Genomic DNA, 19,985 nt, shown 5'->3' with positions numbered 1-19,985 from the left:
CTCGGGCCAAGCCCGAGGAAGCGCCAGGACCGCCACGCCATGACCCCCATCGCCGTCAGCATCGCGGGATCCGATTCGAGCGGCGGGGCGGGCATCCAGGCCGACCTGAAGACCTTCGCGGCCCTGCGGGTCTACGGCGCGAGCGTCATCACCGCCCTCACCGCGCAGAACACCCGCGGCGTTCAGGCCATCCACGACGTGCCGGCCGATTTCGTGGCGGCGCAGATCGACAGCGTCTTCTCCGATCTCGCCGTCGGGGCGGTGAAGATCGGGATGCTGTCGCAGGTCGCCACCATCGAGGCGGTGGCCGCCGGCCTCGCCCGCCACGCGGGCACGATCCCCATCGTGCTCGATCCCGTGATGGTCGCCACCTCCGGCGATCGCCTCATTTCCGAAGCGGCGGTGGAGGCCCTGCGCCGACACCTGCTGCCGCTGGCCGACCTCGTCACGCCCAACCTGCCCGAGACAGCCACCCTGATCGGCGAACCCACCGCCGAAACCGAGAACGCCGCCGTGGCGCAGGGTCGGCGCCTCCTCGCCATCGGGGCCAAGGCCGTGCTGGTGAAGGGTGGCCACGGCGAGGGCGAGGAGAGCGTCGATCACCTGATGAGCGGCGATGGCACGCTCCGGCGTTTCGCAGCCCCGCGTGTCCGGACGCGCAACACCCATGGCACCGGCTGCACTCTGTCCTCGGCCGTGGCGGCGGGCCTCGCCCGCGGTCTGCCGATGGTCGAGGCGGTGGCGCAGGCCAAGCGCTACGTCACTGCCGCGATCGCCGGGGCCGACGGGCGCGCGGTCGGGAACGGGCATGGCCCGGTGCACCATTTCCACGCCCTCTGGGGCTGAGGGCGCCTTGCGCCGATCCGCCGTTTGCGTTTGAAGTAACGCACAAGCGTCCGGTTAATGGAACGGACGCGTGGATTCCGGATCAGATGGACGACCAGTTGACGACGCCCGATCGCGGGCGGCAGAGGGACATACTCACCGGAGCGCAGGTGCTTTCCGGACAGCTCGGCAAGACGATCCAGCGCCTGCGCAAGGCCTATAACCTGTCGCTGTCGGAACTCGCCGAGCAGTCCGGGGTGGCCAAGTCGATCATCAGCCAGATCGAGCGCAACGAGACCAATCCGACCCTGGCCACGATCTGGCGCCTGAGCCAGGCCCTCGACGTCTCGATCGAGCGCGTGCTCGCCACCAGCGACGAGGAACCCTTCATCGAGAAGACCTCGCGCGCTGACACGCCGATCCTGGTCTCCGACGACAGCAAAGTCCGGCTCGCCATCATCGGATGGATCAAGACCGTCGAGTGGCTGCAATGGTACGACCTGACGGCCGATCCGGGCGGCGTGCTCGATTCCGATCCGCATCAGCGCGGCTCGGTCGAATCCCTGACCGTGACCTCGGGGCTGCTCGAGGTTGAGGTCGCGGGCACGGTCCAGCGGGCGCGCGCTGGCGAGACCCTGCGCTACCGCTGCGACCGTCCGCACACCGTGCGCTGCATCGGGCCGGAGCCGGCCAAGGCCATCATGGTGGTGATCATGAAGGCCGCGGTGATGGAGTGAAGGTGAAGGTCCCGGGCCTCAGCGGCCGGAATTCACCCAGGCCACCATCTCGCCGAGCACCCGCGCCAGCGCGGCGTCGAGCCCCACGGCGGCGCTGCCGGCATCGACCTTCGGCACCGGCACGCGGGCGGTGAAGATCCGAGCGGCGACGACCTTGCCGGTGCCCTCGGTGATGATCTTGGCGGAGATGTCGACCACCGCCTCCCCGGAGCCGGCGGCGATGTCGAAGGCCCGGATCTCGCTGATCAGCTGGTAGTCGGAAACGATCTTGTCGCCGGGGCGGCTCACCGATTTGAGGCGGCCGGAATTCTCCAGGCTCTGGATCAGGCGCGTCTGGATCAGACGGGGCAGGCGGTCGGCCCACTGACCGCCGCCGAGGAAGGACAGGGCTCCGCCCGGCTCACGCACGATGATGCGATCCGCCTCGAAGGGCTGAATCCCGACCGGCTCGGCCACCGTGAACGAGCGGGCGGCGCCCACGGGCCGACCGGTGGGCGGCAGCGCGGCCAGATCGAAGGTGAGCGGCACCGCGCCACCGCCGCAACCGCCGAGGCCGGCGGCAAGGAGCATCGCGACGAGCGCAGGGGCCGTCTGGTGGAGAGTCATACGCATTCCGGAAACCCGTCGCCGCACTGACGCACAGCGTGGCGGTAAACTAACTCAAGTCCGGAACGTTGCCGTGCGCCGCGACACGCCGACCGGGACGGCGGACGCTTCAGCGGCCACCGTTGTATTCCGGCAACGATGGCTTGCCGCCGAAGATGACCTGCGAGGGATCGCGCTCCAGGCTCTTCACCGTGCGGTTCAGCGTGTTCAGCGTCCGCTGGCCGTCAGTCGACAGGGCCTCGACCTCGCGTCGGCCGGTACCGCTGAGACGGTTGAAGCTCGTGGCGATGTTCGAGGTGCGCTTGTCGAGATTCTCTGAGAGCGTCCGGAAGGCCCGGCCCGCGTCGCGCACCGAGATCGCCGCCTCGCGAACCTCCGTGAAGGTGCTGGTTCCGGCCGAGCCGGACGCCGAGCCGAGGAAGCCCTCGGCGCCCTTCAGCACCGCGTCGACGCGGTCGGCGGAGGCGTTGAGCTTGGCCGCCAGGGAGCGCGCATCCTTGAGGGCGCCCTCGATGTCCGGGCTTCCGGCGGCGAGAGCGCCGGAAAACCTGTCGGCATTGTCGATCACGCGATTCAGCTTCTGTCCGTCGATCGCCTTCACGAGCCCGCTCACCGCGGGGCCGGCCTCCGCCAGGGTCTTCGAGAAGGCTTCGACGTTGGCCAGGGTCCGGGTGATGGCGCCCTCGTTGCCGGCCACCACCTTGTCGAGGCGCTGGAGCACATCGTCGGCGCGCTGGGCGATCTGCTTGGCCGCCGCCATCATGTCCTGGATGTCGGAACTGTCGGCGAAGATCGTCGGCATCTGGTCGCCCGTGCCCGGCGTCAGGGCGGGTGCGTCGGCGTTGCCGCCCGACAGCGAGATCGTCGAAACCCCGGTGAGCATCGCGGAATCGAGGCGGGCGCGGGTATCGGCCCGCAGGGGCGTGGTGCGCTCGACCTCGACGATGGCGACGACGCGGCGCGGGTCCTGCGGCAACAGGCGGACGTCCATGACCTCGCCGACCTTGATGCCGTTGAAGGCTACCGTCGAACCCTTGGCGAGGCCACCGACGCTCCCCGAGAACACGATGCGCACGGCCTGCCGGACCTGGCTTCGGGAGCCGCCCTGGAGCCAGAACACGAAGCCGAAGGCCGCCACCAGGACCGCGAGGGTGAAGGCGCCGATCAGGGCGTAATTCGCGCGAGTCTCCATCGGATCAGCAATACCTTGGCGGGATGGGGGGCGCGCGGTGCGGGTCCGCACGCCATGGGCGGAGGACCTCAGGCCGGCGCATGATGCGTACCCTGCGTGACGACGGCGCGTCCGCGCTTGCCGTGGAAATAGGAGCGCAGCCAGGGATGGTCGCTCTCCAGCATCTCTTCGATCGTTCCCTGCGCGATGATCTGGCCGTCGCCGAGTGCCGCGATGCGGTCGCAGGCGGTGTAGAGGCTGTCGAGGTCGTGCGTGACCATGAAGACGGTGAGGCCGAGCGTCTGCTTCAGGGTGGCGACGAGTTCGTCGAACTCTCCGGCACCGATCGGGTCGAGACCGGAGGTCGGTTCGTCGAGGAACAGGATCTCGGGGTCGAGGGCCAACGAGCGGGCGAGGGCCGCGCGCTTGATCATGCCGCCGGACAGTTCGGAGGGCAGCTTGTCGGCCGCATCCGGCTTGAGGCCGACCATCTCGATCTTCAGGCGCGCGAACTCGTCGAGGAGGCGCTCGGACAGGTTGAGATGCTCGCGCATCGGCATCTGGATGTTCTGCTTGACGGTCAGTGCCGAGAACAACGCGCCCTGCTGGAACAGCACGCCCCAGCGCTGCTCGATCTGGCGCCGCCGGGTCACCGTGAGGCCGTCGACGTCCTCGCCGAACACCTCGATGGTGCCCGCCCGCTTCGGCACGAGCCCGAGGATCGTCCGGGTCAGCACGGACTTGCCCTGGCCGGAGGGGCCGACGAAGCCGAGGATCTCGCCGCGGCGGATGTCGAGGTTGAGCCCCTTCATCACGATCTTGCTGCCGAACCCGACGACAAGGTCGCGCACGCGGATGATCGGCTCCGGAACGGCGGCCGGACTTTGGCCCGGATGATCGAAGCGGGTCTTCGGATGTGGGGCGGACACGGTCTGGCCGATCCTCAGAAATCGATCGCGGCGAAGAAGACGGCGAACAATCCGTCGAGGACGATCACCATGAAGATAGACTTGACGACTGAGGCCGTGACGTGGCGACCCAGGGACTCGGCCGAGCCTTCCACGGCGAAGCCCTCGATCGTCGCGATGATGCCGATGATCAGGGCCATGAATGGTGCCTTGATCAGGCCGACCGCCACGTGGTGCAGAGACACCGCCGCCTGGAGACGGGCCAGGAAGGCATCGACGGTCATGCCGCCGTAGAGCGAGGCGGTGAGCCCTCCGCCGGCCAGGGCCGCCAGCGAGGCAAGGAAGGTCAGGATCGGCAGTCCGATCACCAGGGCGAGGATGCGTGGTACGATCAGGATCTCGATCGGGTCGAGGCCCATGACCCGCAGGGCGTCGACCTCCTCGCGCATCCGCATCGAGCCGATTTCGGCGGTGAAGGCCGAGCCGGAGCGGCCGGCCACCATGATCGAGGTCAACAGCACGCCGAGTTCGCGCAGGATGAGGAGCCCGATCAGGTTCACGACGAAGCTCTGGGCGCCGAAACGCTGGAGCTGGAAGATGCCCTGCTGCGCGACGATGCCGCCCACGAGGAACGAGATCAGCACGATGATGGGGACGCCCCGGAAAGCGACCTGCTCGATCTGATTGACGAGGGCGGTGCCCCGGAAGGTGCTGGGGCGAGCGGCGACCCGGATGCAGGCGATGACGACTTCGCCGAAGAAGGCGAGGCCGGTGACGAGGTCCGACTTCGCGCCGACGACACGCCGCCCGAGGTCGTCGAGGAAGCCGATCAGCCGCCCGCGGCGCGGCGGCGGCGGCTCGGCCGCCCGCAGCTTCACCTCGCTGAGGAGGATCCGGTGTTCGGGCGTCGCACCGGCATAGGCCAGGCGCCCGCCCGCGGCCTCGATTTCGGCGCGGGTCCGCTCCAGCACCCAGGCGCCGAGGGTGTCGAGGCGGGCGATGCGGCTGAGGTCGACGAGGAGGGACGTCCCCGCGGCGCTGCCGACGATGCGCGCAGCGGCGATCTCGACGGCCGCGCCCTGGTCGGCGGTCCAGCGGCCGGACAGGCCGACGCGCCCGCCCTCGAGGATCGCGGCGTCGGCGGTTTCCGGGTTGGTCCTGATCTCGGCTCTAGCCAATGACGCCGCACTCCATGCCGCGGTCACGAAACACCGATCCCGGTTACCGGACGGTCAAGGTTAATCGGGTTGTCCCGCCCCCTGGCCCACAATCGTGGTGCTGTGAAGGCTGAATGCGCGAGCCGCTTGCGCGGCGCGTGCCACGAGGCACAAGCCGAGAGCCGCCAGCGGCGCCATCAGGCCGAAGGCGAGGGGCCCGCCGCCGGTCTGGTAGGCCATGCCCGTCATCAGCGTCGCGCTGGCCGAGGCGAGGGCCCCCACCGAACTAACGGTGCCCTGGGCCCGGCCCCGGGCGCCGTCGGGGGCGAAGCGCGACACCGCCGCCATCGCCCCGAGCTGCGTCGCCCCGAAGGTGAGGCCGTGCAGCACCTGCAGGGCGATCACCGGCCCGAGGCGGTCCCCGAAGGACGCCATGCCGACAGCCCGCAGGAGGGCAGCACCCCCACCCAGGCCGAGGAGTGCGAAGGGGGTCCGCCAGCGGGTCGGCGCGCGACCGATCACCGCGAAGAGCAGGATCTCGGAGGCCACGCCGATGGCCCAGAGCGTCCCGATCCACGTGGTCGGGATGCCGTGTGTGCTCCAATGGATGCTGCCGAACGCATAGATCGCCGCGTGGCTCGACTGGATCAGGGCGGCCGCCCCGATCGAGAACCACAGGACGGCGGGAAGGCGCAGCCGCCCCGCTTCGGGATGGTGCGGCGCGGTGGGGCCCGCCTCGACGGGGGCGGCGAGCACCACGGCTGCGGCGATCAGGGCCAGCACGGTGAGGAGCAGGGGCACGGCCAGGCGTTCGCCCATGGCGCCGAGGGCCGCTCCGCCGGCGAAGTTCGCGAGGAGAAAGCCGATGGAGCCGGCCATCCGGATGCGAGCATAGTCGAGGCGCCGGCTCCGCCGAACGGCGCCGAGGGTCAGGTAGTCGATGCTCGGAACCAGCGGCGCGGCCGCGACGGCGTTCAGGCCGATGAGCAGCGCGAGGACCGGCCAGCCCAGGGCGGCGCCCGACGGCATCAGCACGTAGGTGCCGGCCAGGACGAGGCTCCCGACCAGCAGGATCCGGCGCGCCGCGATCCCCCGGTCGATCAAGCCGACCAGCGGAGCGGTGGCGACGATGCGGATCGCGATCGGCAGGGCCAGCAGGGCGCCGATCACCGCCGCGTCGAGGCCCAGCGCATTCAGCCAAACCGGCATGAACGGCATGGCGATGCCGATCTCGACGAAGACCACGGCGTAGAGAACCGATAGCCGAAAGGCGTTCGGCTCCGGACGTACGGAAGAGGGATCAGACAAAACGACCGGACCGGGACGAGGGGGCCTGTGAACGTCGCGTCAGGCGGAGGCTGCGTAAAGCCGGCGTTAAATCGATGCTGTCAACCTGCGACGGCCTGGACCCGGCCAACGCCTGCCGGTCCCGGTCCGGCCAAGGACACGTGTTTGATGTCGAGTTCCCATTCGCTGACATCCGTCGACATCTCGGAATACGATCGCATCGAAGCGGCGATGACCGAGAGCGAGCGCGGTCGCTGGTTCCTCGACGCCTATCTTCGGCGCAACCGCACCAATGACACGGGGATCCTTCTCGACGCGATCGCGCGGCTGGAGAGCGTGGTCACCAGCGACCGCGAGAGCAGCCAGATCGGGCGGGTGCGTGGCGACCTGATGGACATGGCCCATGCCATCGCCCGGACCAAGGCCGAGATCGCCGCCATCCACGCCCCCGACCAGGACCAGAGCCGGCTCGGCGGTGCCTCCGCCGCCCTCGACGCCATCGTGCGCTCGACCGAGCGCGCCACCTCCGACATTCTCGGCGCAGCCGAGCAGGTGCAGGAGGCCGCCTGGACCCTGCGCGAGTCCGGTTCGGACGCTGCGATCTGCGACGAGCTCGATCGTCGGGCCACCGCCATCTACACCGCCTGTTCGTTCCAGGACCTGACGGCCCAGCGCACGGCGCGGATCATCCACACCTTGCGCTACCTCGAGGAGCGCCTCGCCGCCATGATGGCGATCTGGGGTGATGCCCTGGACCCGGTCCCGGCATCCCCCGATGGAGCGGCGACGCCTGAGATGCCGGCCGACCTCTGCCAGAGCGACGTCGACCGCTACATCGACATGGACGGGTCCACCGCCGAACCGGCGCCGTCACACACGCCGCTTCAGGGCCGGGTGCCCAGCGATCCGTCCGCCGAGGACGACATCGTCTTCCTCGAGGTGACGGATGCCGTCACGGATGCCACAGCGGAGGCGCCTCCCGAACTTCGGCACGAAGCCGAGACGGAATTCGCGTCGATGGACCGCGAAGCGTCGCCGGAAGAGGCCGACCTCGCGGAGGCTGAGCTTCAAGACACGGTAGACCGAGAAGACGTCGCAGATCAGAAAAACTTGGTCGAGCGAGACGACGCAGGGGAGCAGGAAGTCTCGGCAGATCGCATCGATTCCGTGACCTTTGCCGCGGCGGAGATCGAAGCGGAGTCCGAGACCGATATCGAAGCGAAGACGTCCGAGGCATCCGCTTCGGCGGCCGATCGTCCCGGTGCGACGACCGCGTCGACCGTGCCGGTCCGAGAGGAAGCGCAGACCGACATCGCCGCGGCCTTCGCCGAGATCGATGCGCTCACTGAAGACGAGAAGCGCGCCCTGTTTTCCTGAGAACCGAATCGTGAACGACGGCGGATCGCGGCGCGGATCGAGACCGCGCGCGGCCACGGCGGGACTGCTACAACGCCGCCATGCCCGCCGCTGAAACGCCCGCCGCCCGTATCCTGCACCTCCTGAAGCTCTGCGTCGGTCCCGCCAGCATCGGCGAGCTGGAGGAGCGGATCGCGCGCCATCGCGAGGCGGCCCTGCGGGAGGGTCGCGATCCGGCTCCGGTGCACACCACACGCATGGTGCCGACCCGGGCCGTCGACATCGTCGGGCGCGGTTCGATCTACTGGGTCATCAAGGGCACCCTGCTGTGCCGCCAGTCGATCACCGCCATCACACCCTTCACCGATACCGATGGCATCGGGCGTTGCCGGCTCATCCTCGAACCCGAGGTGACCGCCGTCTCGCCGCGCCCGTGCCGCCCGTTCCAGGGCTGGCGCTACCTGAAGGCCGAGGATGCGCCGGCCGACCTCGACGCCCGCACCGCCGGCGGGCTCGCCGAGATGCCGGAGGCTCTGCGTCGCGAACTCGCCGGTCTGGGCCTGATCTGAACGGGCGGATCGAAAACGAGAACCCCCCGCCTTCCGGGAGGAGGGCGGGGGTTTTCGGTCGGGCGTTGCGCGTCCGGAGCCTACGCCCCGTCGAAGCGTCCGCTGGCATGGGCCAGCATCGTGTAGACCTTGCCGGTCTCCGAGGTGAGATAGGCATCCGCCCGCGAGGAATCGCGGTCGTTCTTCGAGACGTCGCCGAGCAGACGCTCGAACTCGCCGACATAGCGGTCCACCGTACGCCGGAAATCGGCATCGGCGGCGTAGCGGCGGCGCACTTCCTCGAAAGTCTGCCGGCCCTGCGCCGTGTAGATGCGACGGTCGAACAGGTTCGGCTCTCCCCGGCGATAGCGCTCCCACAGCTCCACCGCGGTCTGGTGGTCGATCATCTTGGCGATGTCGCTGGAGATCGTCTCCAGGGCCGTGCGTCCACGCTCGGCGGCATTCTTCTGCGCATCCGCCTGCTGCTTGTTCGCCGGAGCCGGAGCGTTCGGTGCCGGCTCGGCATCGTCGTCGATGGAGGCGCGCGTCAGGAGGTCCGAGAGCCAGCCGCGGTTCTCCCCGCCGCGGGCAGCCGTACCCGTCCGGGCTGCCGGAGCCGCGACGAGGTTCATCGACGTCCCCGGACGCGGGCTCGAGGCGGCGGGCTTGGCCGCCGCCGGAGCAGCGGCCGGCTTGATGGAGGCGGGCTTCGCCGCGGCGGCCGGAGCCGGTGCTGCGGCGGCCGGAGTCGGGGGTGAGACCGGGGCGGGCGTCGCAGGCGCCTTCGGCTCCGAAATCTTCGGGGCCGCCGCATCCACCGCGCGTCCCGAGCTCTGGACGAGGCTCGACAGCTCGGTCAGGGCTTTGAGCTGCTCGGAGACCACCCGGCGCATCTCGCCGGTGGCATCCTGCGTCTCCCGCGGGAGCTCCAGCACGCCGCGCTGGAGGTCGGCACGGGTGGCATCGAGCTCGCGCCGGATCTCGGCCGCCATCTCCCGCAGGCTCGAGACGGAGTCCCCGAAGCGGCCGGAGGCCGTCTCGAGTACGCCCATCATCTGCTGCGACGCAGCCTCGATCGCGGTCCGCACGGCCTCGGCGGTGCGTCCGCTCTCGCTGTCGGCAGCGTTGCGCAGCCCCTCGAAGGCCTTGGCGACGGTGGTGCCCGCCCCCGCGGCAGTCTCGGAGAGCCGCGTGCTCACGGCCCGGGCCCGCTCCTCGGCGGCGCGCAGCGTCTCGCCGATCATCGCGTCGAACCGTGCCGTCTGCGCATCGAGGATGCCGGAACGCTCCTCGATCCGGGACAGGACATTGGCGATGGCGGCCTCGCGCTCGTTCAGCCGCTCCGCGAGGCGAGTCTCGGCGCTCTGGATTTCGCCGGCCGCGCCCTGCAGCTGTCCGGCGGCGCCTTCGAGATGGCCGACCGCCTGGTGCAGGGTGCCGACATGGGTGCGACCGATCGCGTCGAGGGTGCGGCCGCGCTCGTCGAGGGAGGCCGCCAGGTCGGCAGCGTCCCGCAGCGCGCCCTCGGCGACGCTCCGGAGGGCCTTGACCTGTTCGGACACGCCGGCACTCGCCCGCTCGGTCTCACCGGCCACCGCCACGAGCCCGTCGCGCAGATCGGCGATGCGGTGTGACAGGCCTTCCTCGATATTGCCGAGGTTCCGGCCCGTACCCGCCAGCAATTCGCGCAGGGCCTCGTTGGCGCCGTCGATCCGCTCGAGCACATGGGCGAGTTCGCCGCGCATCTGGTCGTTGGCATCGGTGAGGGATGCGATGGCGCGTGCCGCGCCGCCGTCGATGGCCGACAGCAGGGCCGCCGCGGAGGCTCGCGACTGCGCGGCCAGGGCCTCGGTCCGTTCCCGGATCGCGGCGATCAGCGGCGCCCCGCTCTTCTCGAGGGCCTGCTCGATGGCGTCCCCGCGCAGGGCCAGAGCCTCCACGAGCTGAGCCGCCGGCCCGTCGACGATCTCGCGCAGGCGCTCGGACTGGTCGGTGAGCTTGGCGACGACCGCGTTGCCACGTCCGTCCAGCGTCTCGACGAGGGCACCGCCGCCCATCTCGATGGCACGGGTGATGGTCTCGGCACTCTCCGCCAGTCGCCGGGCGAGAGCGTGGCCGCGCGCCTCGATGAGGCCGGTCAGGGCCGTCGACCGGCGATCGAACGCCTCGGTCATCGCACCGGTGCCGCTGTCCAGCAGCGCCGCCACGGCCTCGTTGCGCTGATCGAGGGCCGCAGCCAGGGCCTGGCTGTGCGCCTCGGCCAGGGCGGCGTGCCGATCGACGCGCTCTTCGAAGGCCGCCAGCATCGCCGCGGTGCGTTCGTCGACCAGGGAGGCGTAGGCCTCCTGGCGGTCGTCGAAGGCCGCCGCGAGGGCATCGCCGCGCGAGGCAACGAGGGTGGCGAACACCTTCATCCGGTTGTCGATGCGGCTGGTGAAGGCCGCGGACCGGCTGTCCACCGCCTCCGTCAGGGCATGACCCTGGGTGTCGATGGTACGGGCGAATTCCGCCGCGCTGGCTTCGACGAGGCCACCGAGCGCCGAGAGACGCTCGTTGAACAGGGCGGCGAGCGCATTGCCGCGCTCTTCCGTCTGCTGGGCCAGGACGGTGGCGCGGTGGTCCACCGTCTCGTCGAGGGTGCGCATCTGGGTGTCGAAGACCGATGCGAGGGTCCGGGTGCGCTCCTCGACGCGGTCGGCGAGGGTGCCGGCGCGTCCGTCGACGAGGCTTTCCAGGGCGCGCAGGCGCTCGTCGAAGATCGACACGAGGGCACGGGTGCGCTCGTCCGTCTGGGCGGTCAGGCCGGCGGCACGGTCCTCGAACAGGGCGACGAGGGTCTGCGCCATGGCCTCGGCCTGCTCGCGCAGGGCGCCCGCACGGGCATCGACGACCTGGTCGAGGGCGCCGATGCGGGAGTCGATGAGCGAGACCAGAGCCTGGGCGCGGGCATCGACCTCGTCGGACAACGTGCCGGTGCGGTGATCCACCAGCCGGTCGAGGGCGCCGAGGCGCTCGTCGAACAGCGTGGTCAAACCGCGCGTCTGGGTCTCGACCCGGTTGGTCAAGGCTTCGGCACGGCCGTCGAGCAGGCCGTCGAAGGCGCTCAGCACCTCGTCGAAGAGGCTGCGCAGTCCCTGGGCGCGGGCGTCGAGGGACTGGCTCAGGTGAGCGCCACGACGATCGACGATCTCGTCGAGCGCACCGATGCGCTGGTCGAGCAGGGTCGACAGGGCCTCGGTCCGGCTCTCCAGGGTCTCGGTCAGATGTGTGCCACGATGATCGACCAGCTGACCGAGGATGTTGATGCGGTGGTCGAACAGATTGGCCAGCGCACGCGTGCGGTCGTCCACGGCCTGGGCCATCTCGCCGCTTCTGCGGTCGACCACCTCGTCGAGGTGCTCGACGCGCTCGTCGAACAGGGCGGCCAGCGCGCGGGTGCGCGCTTCGACGGCCTCGCTCGCGGTGCCGAGGCTCGCCGCGATGGTGTCGACGAAGGCGCGTCCGCGCTGGTCCAGGGCGTCGTGCAGCGGTGTGATGCGATCGCTGAAGTTGGAGCTGAGCGAGCCGGCGTGATTGTCGAGGAGCGCCCGGATCTCGCCGGTGCGGTCGTCGAGCAGTTGGTGCACGGTCCGCACGCCCTCGTCGAGGAGGGAGCTGATGTCGAGGGTCCGACGGTCGAGCGTGGTCCCGAGGCGACCCTCACCCTCGCTGAGCTGACGGTCGGCCTCGGCCACCATCTCGCGCAGGCGAGACAGGATCGCCTCGCCGCGCTGCTCCAGGACCTGGCCGAGGGAATTGCTGCCGAGGTCGAACAGCCGAGCCAGCTCGGTGATGCGGCCGCCCAGGGCTCCGAACACGGCGCGGCCCTTCTCGTCGAGTTCCGTACCCATGGCGGCGGTGCGGGCATCGATGAGGCGGACGAGTTCGTCGGCGCGCTGAGAGAAGGCTTCGCGGATCGCCGCGGCCTGGCCGTCGAGGGCCTGATTGGCTCCACCGGTGCGCTCGACGATCATGTCGACCAACTCGCGGGTGCGATTGGCCAGGTCCTCGTCCACCGCACGGGTGCGGCTCTCGATCAGGCGGATCGCCTCGAAGGCCTGTGCGCCGAAGGATTCCTCGATCAGGCGGCTGCGCTCCTGCAGCGCGGCGCCGATCGACTCGAGCCGGCCGATCACGCCGGTATCGAAGCGCCCCACGCCCTCGTCGAGGCGGCGGGACAGTTCGAGGGTCTGCTCGTCGAGGCGACGCGCGATCTCGGCCGAGCGCTCGCCGAGGACGTCACCCAGGCTGGCGCCGCGCTGGGCGATGTCGACGGCCATGGTGTCCGCCCGGGCGTCGAGGGTCTGGACGAGGTCGCGACCGCCCTCGACCATGACGCGGGCCATCTCGGCGGTGCGCACGATCAGGGTCTCGTTCAGGGCGGTGGCGCGGCTGCCGAGATGGCCGTCGATCTGAGCCACCAGGTTGGCGAAGGTCTCGCCGATTTCAGTCGAGCGGCGGGCGGAGCGCTCCTCGAGGGCGCCGAGCTGGCTCTCAACGGCCTCCTGCGCTTCCCGCGTGCGCTCGGCGATGCTGTCGGCCACCACCTTGCCCTGCACGCTGATGACGCGGTCCATCTCCTCCAGCCGGCCCGACACGGTTTCGGTCAGGGCGGTGGTGTCGCGGGAGATGCGATCGGCGAGGATGTCGCCGCGCGCGATGGTCTCCTGCAGCGTCGCGAGCCGGTCGTTGAGGACCCGGTCGATGGCCTGGACGCGGGTCTCCGTGGTGTCGGCGAAGCTCGCGCCGGTCTGGTTCAGGGCGTCGTTCACGCGCGCGCCCTGGGCGGTCACGGCGAGTACGATGTCGCGTCCGGTACTGGCGAGCTGCGACTGGGCCTCCTGCGCCTGGGCGGCGATGAGGTCGCCGAGGGTACGACCGTGGTTGTCGAAGACCGTCTCGACGTCGCGGATGCGGGCGATGAGATCGCCACCCAGCCCGTCGGCCGCGCGGGCGATGGTGCCGGCGGCGTCTTCCGCGCGCCGGGCCAGTTCCTCGTTGACGGCATCCAGGGTGCTGCGCAGGGCTTCGATGGAAGCGCTGGCCTTGGTCCCGACCGTGCCCCCGAGGCTGTCGGCGGCGTTGCGCAGAAGCTCGGCCGCCTCCGCGGTCCGGGCTGCGAGATCCGCCGACGTGGCGGCCAGCCTGTTCTCGAAGATCTGCACCGCCTCGACGGTGCGGGCCTCCAGCTCGCCGGTGGCGCTGGCCGAGGCGCGGCGCAGGGACTGCGCGGCCTCGGTGGTGCTGGCGCCGAGGGCCACAGTGGTCTCCTCCGCGCTGCGGCGGAAGGTGTCTGCCGCCTCGGCGGTGCGGTTGCCGATCTGCGCGTCGAGGTTGGCGGCCGTGGTCCGCAGGCTGTCCACCGCCTCGAGGGCGCGGGTCTCGAAGGTGTGCCCGAGGGACGACAGGGCCCCCTCGAGGGTCTGCGTCGCTTCCTGCGTGCGGAGGCGGACGAGTTCGCCGACGCGGTCGCCGGTCACCCCGAGGGTGTTCTCCAGGTTCGCGCCCTCGACCGTGACGGTCCGGTGCAGCTGGTTCGCCGCTGCCTCGATGCGCTCGGCCAGGGCACCTCCGTGCTGGTTTAGGCCATTGGCGAGGCCTTCGACCGAACGGAGGAGGTCGTCGCGTACGCCGCCGGCACGGTTGCCGAAGGTCTCCACGATGGCACTGGCGGCGAGCGCCAGGGCGGCCTGGGCCTCGCGGCCCGACGCGTCGATGCGCTCGGAGACCGATCCGCCGTGAACGTCGATGGTCTCCCGGAGCCGGTTGGCCGCGGCCTCGATGCGCTCGGCCAGGGTGCCGCCGCGCTCGTCGAGGCGGGTCGTCGCGTCCTCGACGGAGCCGATCAGGCTCTCCCGGAGGGACTCCGCGCGGGCGCCGAAGCTCTCGATGATCGCGCTGGCGGCCAGCGCCAGGCCGGCCTGTGTGTCGCGGCCCCGGGCCTCGAACAGGTTCGAGACCTCCGAGCCATGCACCGTGAGGGTCTCGTGCAGGCGGGAAGCGGCGGATTCGATGCGCTCGGCCAGGGCGCCGCCCTGTGTGTCGAGGCCAGAGGCGATGCCGTCCACCGATCGGATGAGATCCTCCCGCATGCCGTCGGCGCGGGCCGCGAAGGTCTCGATGATGCTGCCGGCGGCGGCGGCCAGATCCGTCTGCGCCTCGCGGGCCCGGGCCTCGATGAGGGCGGACACGCCGGTCCCCGCGGTCTCGATCTCGCTGCGCAGGGCATCGCCGCGGGCGGAGATGTCGTGGGTGAGGGCGGCACCCGTCTCGGCGAAATGGGCGCGCAGGGCATCGCCCGTCTCGGCGAAGCGAGCGGTGATCTCGCCGCCCGTGGACGAGAACTGGGCCGTCAGCTCGGAGCCGCGGGCGAGGAAGGCCTCCTCCAGGCCGCGCGTGGAGAGTTCGAAGGTCTGGCGGACCTCGCCGCCCTGGCGGTTCAGGGCCTCGATGACCTCTGAGCCGGTCTGGGCCAGGGTGCGCGCCACCTGCCCGGCATTCTCCGCCAGGGTGGTGGTCAGGATTCCGCCGGTGCGCTCGAAGGCCCGGGTGACCTCGTCGGCCCGAGTCTCCAGGGACAGGGTCAGGGCGCTGCCAACCTCGGCGAGGCTGCCGCGCACGCCTTCGCTGGTGGAGGCCAGGCGCTGCACGAGGTCGTCGCCGCGTCCGGAGACCAGTTCGACGACGCGGTCGCCGGCCTCACCGAGGGCGGCGGTGATCGCGTCGCCGCGATCCCCGAGAGCCGAGGTGATGGCCTCGCCGCGGGCATCGAGGGCACTGGTGACCCGGTCGCCGGCGCCGTTGACGGCGGAGACGATGCGCTCGGCGGCGCCGTCGAGTTCGGCCGTCAGGCTCTGATGGGTACCCGCGATGGCGCCGCGCACGCGCTCCGCATTGGCGATGATCGACTCGCGCTGGGCGACGAGTTCGTCGACCAGGGAGCGGATGCGGATCTCGTTGTCGGAATAGGCCCGCTCCAGGGTGGCGATCTCGCCGCGCACCAGGGTCTCGAGTTCGCCGGCCCGGGCCAGCGCCCGCTCGACGCCGTCGCCGACCGCCGCGACCTCGCGCCGGACGGTCTGCGACATGGTCAGCACCGCGTCGGTGGAGAAGTTCTCGGGCTCGGCCAGACGGATCGCGACCTCGCCCACGGCACGGGCGACGAGGCGCATCTCCTGGGCGCGCACGGCGAGCATCCCCATGATGGCGAAGAGCACCACGGGACCCACGAGGGCAGTCGCCGCGACGGCCCCCTGGATCGCGGTCAGGCCCTGGAAGAAGCCGCGCAGGTCGCCGGAGGACTGGACCCAGGCCAGGGTGAGGAGACCCGCGACCCAGAGGGCGCCGGCCGCAGCGGCGATCAGGTAGGGCGTGCGAGAGGGACGGACGCGCAGGGTCTGTTGCAGGATACCGATGTTCTGGCGATCGTCGTTGGCCACCATGGAGCGGTCGGGCGGCAGCAGGCCGCCTTCGCGGCGCGGCCGGTTGCGGTCCGGCGGCGGCAGGTCCGAGGCGAGGGGTTGGTCGAGGTCGAGGCGCGGCGGCGCGAGGCGCCCGCTGGGATCGCGCAAGGGATCGCTGTCGCCGACGTCCGGAAGGCGCGGTTCCACCCGCGATGCCTCGTCGCCCTGAGCGAAAGCGTCGAGGTTGAGAGCCTGCTCGATCGCCGACAGAGCCGCCTCGGCCGGGTCCTTGAGCTTCTTTTCCGTGGCCATACAACGCCTCGTTACGCGTATCCCGATCGCCGGCCGCGCCCGCCGATCAAGGTTACTTTTACCAATTTACCAAGGAACTTTAGACTTCGGCGCGAGGCTCCGATACCCGAGCCCGCCGCAGCGCCCAAAAAACCTTAACGGAATGGTTACCAAGCTCGGGGCCGGCACCGTGCCGTCGTCTTTCTGCATGATGCCTCAACGCGTAAACGGAAGCGAACGGCGGCGGGGCTGAGCTGTGGATAGCCTGGATGGCTCGCGCCCGAACGAGGAGACGCTTTGTCAGATCCGAATTCGCCGGACGGCGCCGGAGCGACGCTCCTCGACGCCGGGCACCTGTCGCGCCAGACCTTCGGCGATGTGGATCTCGCCGCGGAACTGCTCGGCCTCTTCGCCGAGCAGTGCGAGCGCCTCCTGCCCGGCATTGTCGATGGAGACCGACCGGGGCCCGAACGGGCGGACCTCGCCCATACCCTGAAGGGTTCGGCCCTCGGTGTCGGCGCGGTCCGGGTCGCCCTGTGGTCGGGCGCGGCCGAGGATGCGCTGCGGGCCGGCGACACGGCGTTTCCCTGCGACCGGCTCACCGACGCCGTGGCGGCGACCCTCGCGGTTCTGCCGCGGACCGCCTGATCCGAGCGGCCTCGGACGTCGGGTCGCGGCAGAGCGATGGAACGGCGGGGCCTCTGCGGCGTAAGCGCAGGAATCCTCGCCCGGTCGGCGAGCGCGCTTGCATTCGGAAGCCTGCCCCTTCAAGGCAGGCGGTGCGCCGCACAACCGGCCTTTCTACGCGTTGTCCGAGCCCGGAGCCCCCGATGCCCAAGATCACCTACGTCGACCACGCCGGAACGGCCAGGACCGTGGAGGGCGACGTGGGATCGACCGTGATGGAAGCGGCGATCCGCAACAACATCCCGGGCATCGATGCGGAATGCGGCGGCGCCTGTGCCTGCGCCACCTGCCACGTCTACGTCGATGCGGCCTGGGCCGAAGTGGTTGGGTCGGCCGAAGCTATGGAGCAGGACATGCTCGACTTCGCCTCCGACGTGCGCGCGACCTCGCGCCTGTGCTGCCAGATCCGGATCACCCCGGAACTCGACGGCCTCAGCGTCACGACGCCGGCGCGCCAGGGCTGAACGGGCGGCGCCCGAGACTTTCGCTGAAGCGGAGGAGGTAGCCGTCCGGGTCCTGTACCAGGAATTGTCGGCACCCGACCTCCTCCTGGCCGGCCCGATACCAGGCGTCGTGCAACGGTTCGAACAGCGGCCAATCGAGCACTGTCAGGCGCGCGAGGATCGGTGCGACGGAGGTCACCTCGATCTGCAGGTTGATGCCGCGGCCGAAGGGCGGCGTCATGGGACCGGTGATCCAGGCTTCGTTGATCGCGTCCAGCATCACCTGAGCGCCCGCGCGTTCGAGGTAGGCGAAGCCGCTCTCGGGCCGTTGGTAGGCGATCGCGAACCCCAGACCGTCGCACCAGAATTCGAGGCTTCGCGCGAGATTGCGCACGCCCAGTTCCGGAACGAGGACGGAAAATCCGCCTTCCGGCAGCCTGTCCTACATGCCAGGTCCTTCTCGCCAAAAGACTGTTCATCCGGTTCGGACTGCGCCGCCGGCTGCTACCGAACGAGCGCCCGCATGGCCGCGTCGATGCCTTCGAGGTTGAGCGCGTACATGCGCTCGCCCATCAGGCGGCGGACCATCCCGATCGACTGGGTGTAGGCCCAGTGCTCGGCCGGTACCGGGTTGAGCCAGGCCGCCTTCGGAAACCGCTCGAGGATGCGGTTCAGCCAGACCTCGCCGGGTTCCTCGTTCCAGTGCTCCACCGATCCGCCCGCCATGGCGATCTCGTACGGGCTCATGGAGGCGTCGCCTACGAAGACCACGCGGTAGTCCGGGGGATAGGTCCGCAGGACGTTCAGGAGCGGCAGCGTCTCGTCGTGCCGGCGCCGGTTTTCGCGCCAGACCCGCTCGTAGGGGCAGTTGTGAAAGTAGAAATGCTCGAAGTGCTTGAACTCCGAGCGGGCGGCGGAGAACAGCTCCTCGGCGAGCGCCACGTGCCAATCCATCGAGCCGCCGACATCGAGGAACAGCAGCACCTTCACGGCATTTCGGCGCTCCGGCCGGAGCTTCACGTCGAGGTAGCCCTTGGCCGCCGTCTCGCGGATGGTCCCGTCGAGGTCGAGCTCGTCGGCCGCGCCGGTCCGGGCGAAGCGGCGTAGACGGCGGAGTGCCACGCGCATGTTCCGGGTGCCGAGTTCGACCGTGTCGTCGAGGTCCTTGAAGGTGCGCTTGTCCCAGACCTTCACGGCGCGGAAATTGCGGTTGCCGTCCTGACCGATCCGGATGCCCTCGGGGTTGTAGCCGTAGGCGCCGAACGGCGAAGTCCCGCCGGTGCCAATCCACTTGCTGCCGCCCTGGTGGCGCTCGCGCTGCTCGGCGAGGCGCTGCTTCAGGGTCTCGAACAGCTTGTCCCAACCGAGCGCCTGAAGGTCCGCCTTCTCGGCATCGGTGAGGTATTTCTCGGCGAGCTTGCGGAGCCATTCCTCGGGAATCGCCGTCGGTTCGGTGGCCTCGCCCAGGGTCTCGATGCCCGCGAACACGGTGCCGAACACCCGATCGAACCGGTCGAGGTGCCGCTCGTCCTTCACCAGGGCGGTGCGGGCGAGGAGGTAGAACTCCTCGACGCGCTTCTCGGCCAGGTCGCGGTCGAGCGCTTCCAGGAGCGTCAGGAATTCCCGCAGGGTGACGGGGACCTTGGCCTCGCGCAGGGCGGTGAAGAACTGGAGCAGCATGGCGCGACAACGCGGGAAGCCGCGATCGGGGTCAAGGGGTCGTCCGGCGCCGTCGTCGGTCCGGTTCACATACGTTAAACTGGGTATAACCCGGGTTTTCTGTTGATAGTGCCATGCGGACGTTATTCCGACGAACAGGACTTGTCATCTGAATCGAACATCTTGGCCGCACGGTCTCGTGCAAGTCAGGACAAGTCGTCAGGGCGCATGGTCTACGGGTAGAGTTGGGAGTGACCGACATGGCGCTCGCGTTGCGCTCGTTGAGCGATTTCAAGCGGTTCCTGTCCGAGCCGGGCGCGACGATTCAGGTGGTGCGCAACACCTTCATCGATCGCCAGCCAGCCTCCTTCGCGGACGCCTACCGGGCCAAGGGGATGTACGAGCCTCGGACGATCCGGGCAGTGTCCAAGAAGGCGGCCATCTTCTCGATCCAGGGGCATCCGACGACGATCTGGCTCTACTGGGACAAGGGCACGCGCAAATGGCGGTTCAACGACGATACGGTGACGATCCCGCTCGATACCGGGCTCGGTCCGCCGGACGAGATCGTCTACCGCTGTAGCTACGCGCCCGGCATGGAGCCTGCCGCCCGTCCTGCTAACCCCCGCGCCAAGCCGCGTGCGCCCAACGCCCGGACATCCAAGCCCCCCAAGACCCTGAAGTCTCCGAACACTCTGAAACCTCCCGACACCCTGAAGCCGGCCGGGCCGAAATCGCCCCGCGGCATCAAATCCGCGCCGGGCAACGCCTCCGGCACAGCGACTCCGTCCGGGGCAGGTCCACTCCCGACACCGATGATGCCGTCACGCGGGCAGGGCCGCCTTCTCTGAGATATCCAGGATCGCCG

Annotated in this window: 15 protein-coding genes; 7 read left to right on the top strand and 8 right to left on the bottom strand. The window is 70.1% G+C overall.

What is annotated here, in order from left to right; all coding sequences use genetic code 11:
* Positions 1 to 39 precede the first annotated feature (39 nt).
* Both thiD and AC3WLN_RS02665 read left to right on the top strand, forming a co-directional pair.
* Complete coding sequence (thiD, locus tag AC3WLN_RS02670; RefSeq protein ID WP_492479359.1) at positions 40 to 846, top strand: bifunctional hydroxymethylpyrimidine kinase/phosphomethylpyrimidine kinase; 807 nt, start codon at positions 40 to 42, stop codon at positions 844 to 846.
* Between the two features lie 86 nt (positions 847 to 932).
* Positions 933 to 1,562 (top strand): helix-turn-helix domain-containing protein, encoded by a 630-nt coding sequence (locus AC3WLN_RS02665; protein ID WP_492479358.1) that lies wholly within the window; start codon positions 933 to 935, stop codon positions 1,560 to 1,562.
* Positions 1,563 to 1,580: 18 nt separating this feature from the next.
* Here AC3WLN_RS02665 and AC3WLN_RS02660 read toward each other — a convergent pair whose 3' ends face one another.
* From AC3WLN_RS02660 to AC3WLN_RS02640, 5 genes are all read right to left on the bottom strand, one after another.
* The gene (locus tag AC3WLN_RS02660) at positions 1,581 to 2,174 is read right to left on the bottom strand and encodes an ABC-type transport auxiliary lipoprotein family protein (RefSeq protein ID WP_492479357.1); all 594 of its coding nucleotides are present in this window, start codon (positions 2,172 to 2,174) and stop codon (positions 1,581 to 1,583) included.
* A 103-nt stretch (positions 2,175 to 2,277) separates the two neighbouring features.
* Positions 2,278 to 3,360 (bottom strand): MlaD family protein, encoded by a 1,083-nt coding sequence (locus AC3WLN_RS02655; protein ID WP_492479356.1) that lies wholly within the window; start codon positions 3,358 to 3,360, stop codon positions 2,278 to 2,280.
* 68 nt (positions 3,361 to 3,428) lie between these two features.
* Positions 3,429 to 4,151, bottom strand: coding sequence for an ABC transporter ATP-binding protein (locus AC3WLN_RS02650; RefSeq protein ID WP_492479391.1), 723 nt, complete (start codon positions 4,149 to 4,151; stop codon positions 3,429 to 3,431).
* A 131-nt stretch (positions 4,152 to 4,282) separates the two neighbouring features.
* Positions 4,283 to 5,425 (bottom strand): ABC transporter permease, encoded by a 1,143-nt coding sequence (locus AC3WLN_RS02645; RefSeq protein WP_492479355.1) that lies wholly within the window; start codon positions 5,423 to 5,425, stop codon positions 4,283 to 4,285.
* Positions 5,426 to 5,485: 60 nt separating this feature from the next.
* On the bottom strand, positions 5,486 to 6,649 hold the full coding sequence (locus tag AC3WLN_RS02640; RefSeq protein ID WP_492479354.1) for an MFS transporter: 1,164 nt from the start codon (positions 6,647 to 6,649) through the stop codon (positions 5,486 to 5,488).
* A 273-nt stretch (positions 6,650 to 6,922) separates the two neighbouring features.
* Between AC3WLN_RS02640 and AC3WLN_RS02635 the strand changes: the two genes are divergently transcribed.
* Together AC3WLN_RS02635 and AC3WLN_RS02630 are read left to right on the top strand one after the other, a co-directional pair.
* The gene (locus tag AC3WLN_RS02635) at positions 6,923 to 8,068 is read left to right on the top strand and encodes a hypothetical protein (RefSeq protein WP_492479353.1); all 1,146 of its coding nucleotides are present in this window, start codon (positions 6,923 to 6,925) and stop codon (positions 8,066 to 8,068) included.
* 80 nt (positions 8,069 to 8,148) lie between these two features.
* A complete protein-coding gene (locus AC3WLN_RS02630) occupies positions 8,149 to 8,616 on the top strand; it encodes a DUF1489 family protein (RefSeq protein ID WP_463775119.1) in 468 nt (155 codons plus the stop codon).
* Positions 8,617 to 8,696: 80 nt separating this feature from the next.
* On the opposite strand, the gene AC3WLN_RS02625 is transcribed toward AC3WLN_RS02630, so the two are convergent.
* A complete protein-coding gene (locus AC3WLN_RS02625; RefSeq protein WP_492479352.1) occupies positions 8,697 to 16,349 on the bottom strand; it encodes an apolipoprotein A-IV repeat region-like domain-containing protein in 7,653 nt (2,550 codons plus the stop codon).
* Between the two features lie 276 nt (positions 16,350 to 16,625).
* Between AC3WLN_RS02625 and AC3WLN_RS02620 the strand changes: the two genes are divergently transcribed.
* Positions 16,626 to 16,976: an Hpt domain-containing protein gene (locus tag AC3WLN_RS02620; RefSeq protein WP_492479351.1), complete on the top strand. Its 351-nt coding sequence runs from the start codon at positions 16,626 to 16,628 to the stop codon at positions 16,974 to 16,976.
* 182 nt (positions 16,977 to 17,158) lie between these two features.
* The gene (locus AC3WLN_RS02615) at positions 17,159 to 17,479 is read left to right on the top strand and encodes a 2Fe-2S iron-sulfur cluster-binding protein (RefSeq protein ID WP_492479350.1); all 321 of its coding nucleotides are present in this window, start codon (positions 17,159 to 17,161) and stop codon (positions 17,477 to 17,479) included.
* Here the strand turns inward: AC3WLN_RS02615 and AC3WLN_RS02610 are convergent.
* Both AC3WLN_RS02610 and AC3WLN_RS02605 read right to left on the bottom strand, forming a co-directional pair.
* On the bottom strand, positions 17,454 to 17,852 hold the full coding sequence (locus tag AC3WLN_RS02610) for a bleomycin resistance protein (protein ID WP_492479348.1): 399 nt from the start codon (positions 17,850 to 17,852) through the stop codon (positions 17,454 to 17,456). The genes AC3WLN_RS02615 and AC3WLN_RS02610 overlap by 26 nt on opposite strands.
* Before the next feature lie 110 nt (positions 17,853 to 17,962).
* Positions 17,963 to 19,138, bottom strand: a complete 1,176-nt coding sequence (locus AC3WLN_RS02605; protein ID WP_492479347.1) for a vWA domain-containing protein — start codon at positions 19,136 to 19,138, stop codon at positions 17,963 to 17,965.
* Positions 19,139 to 19,377: 239 nt separating this feature from the next.
* Between AC3WLN_RS02605 and AC3WLN_RS02600 the strand changes: the two genes are divergently transcribed.
* Positions 19,378 to 19,968 (top strand): hypothetical protein, encoded by a 591-nt coding sequence (locus AC3WLN_RS02600; RefSeq protein ID WP_492479346.1) that lies wholly within the window; start codon positions 19,378 to 19,380, stop codon positions 19,966 to 19,968.
* Positions 19,969 to 19,985: the final 17 nt, after the last annotated feature.

Source organism: Methylobacterium sp. FW306-05-D, assembly GCF_058782155.1.
Note: the sequence above shows the minus strand (reverse complement) of the source record. Positions and strands in the feature narration are given on the sequence as shown.

What these genes read in the sequence shown, in the direction of transcription:
- AC3WLN_RS02615 (WP_492479350.1), top strand. Translation starts at nt 17,159, where the DNA reads ATGCCCAAGATCACCTACGTCGACCACGCCGGAACGGCCAGGACCGTG.
- AC3WLN_RS02600 (WP_492479346.1), top strand. Translation starts at nt 19,378, where the DNA reads ATGGCGCTCGCGTTGCGCTCGTTGAGCGATTTCAAGCGGTTCCTGTCC.
- AC3WLN_RS02660 (WP_492479357.1), bottom strand. Translation starts at nt 2,174, where the DNA reads ATGCGTATGACTCTCCACCAGACGGCCCCTGCGCTCGTCGCGATGCTC.
- AC3WLN_RS02635 (WP_492479353.1), top strand. Translation starts at nt 6,923, where the DNA reads ATGACCGAGAGCGAGCGCGGTCGCTGGTTCCTCGACGCCTATCTTCGG.
- AC3WLN_RS02630 (WP_463775119.1), top strand. Translation starts at nt 8,149, where the DNA reads ATGCCCGCCGCTGAAACGCCCGCCGCCCGTATCCTGCACCTCCTGAAG.
- AC3WLN_RS02625 (WP_492479352.1), bottom strand. Translation starts at nt 16,349, where the DNA reads ATGGCCACGGAAAAGAAGCTCAAGGACCCGGCCGAGGCGGCTCTGTCG.
- AC3WLN_RS02650 (WP_492479391.1), bottom strand. Translation starts at nt 4,151, where the DNA reads ATGAAGGGGCTCAACCTCGACATCCGCCGCGGCGAGATCCTCGGCTTC.
- AC3WLN_RS02665 (WP_492479358.1), top strand. Translation starts at nt 933, where the DNA reads ATGGACGACCAGTTGACGACGCCCGATCGCGGGCGGCAGAGGGACATA.
- thiD (WP_492479359.1), top strand. Translation starts at nt 40, where the DNA reads ATGACCCCCATCGCCGTCAGCATCGCGGGATCCGATTCGAGCGGCGGG.
- AC3WLN_RS02605 (WP_492479347.1), bottom strand. Translation starts at nt 19,138, where the DNA reads ATGCTGCTCCAGTTCTTCACCGCCCTGCGCGAGGCCAAGGTCCCCGTC.
- AC3WLN_RS02655 (WP_492479356.1), bottom strand. Translation starts at nt 3,360, where the DNA reads ATGGAGACTCGCGCGAATTACGCCCTGATCGGCGCCTTCACCCTCGCG.